Source organism: Nocardioides sp. F233 (genome assembly GCF_057813895.1).
Genome location: NZ_JBVASH010000037.1, coordinates 1 through 280, shown reverse-complemented (window position 1 = coordinate 280; position 280 = coordinate 1). Strand labels below are relative to the sequence as shown.

Annotated in this window: 1 protein-coding gene; it reads left to right on the top strand. The window is 67.9% G+C overall.

Annotated elements, in window-relative coordinates; translation table 11 throughout:
- The coding region (locus ACZYRU_RS26975; protein WP_488960186.1) for a hypothetical protein at positions 1 to 280 on the top strand (280 nt) is incomplete at both ends.

The following is a 280-nucleotide window of genomic DNA, read 5'->3' as shown; positions in this document are numbered from 1 at the left end:
GGACTACGGCGTGGCCTCATTCGCGTCCGATCTCGACGCGTTCGGCGACGACGGCATGCGCTTCAAGTGGAACGCGGTCACACGTCTCGTACGGGAGGAGTTCGGTGACCGCAGCCTCGAGGGGTACCTCGCCGCGGTCCAGCGACGCTCGTTGCTGCGCCGGACGATCTCGGAGTTGATGGTCGACTATCCCGTCCTGCTGCGTCCCAACTCGGGGGAGGAGCCGTTCGGGCTGGGCGGTGACGTGACCAGCCTCGCCAGGGTGAGGGAGCTCCTGCGC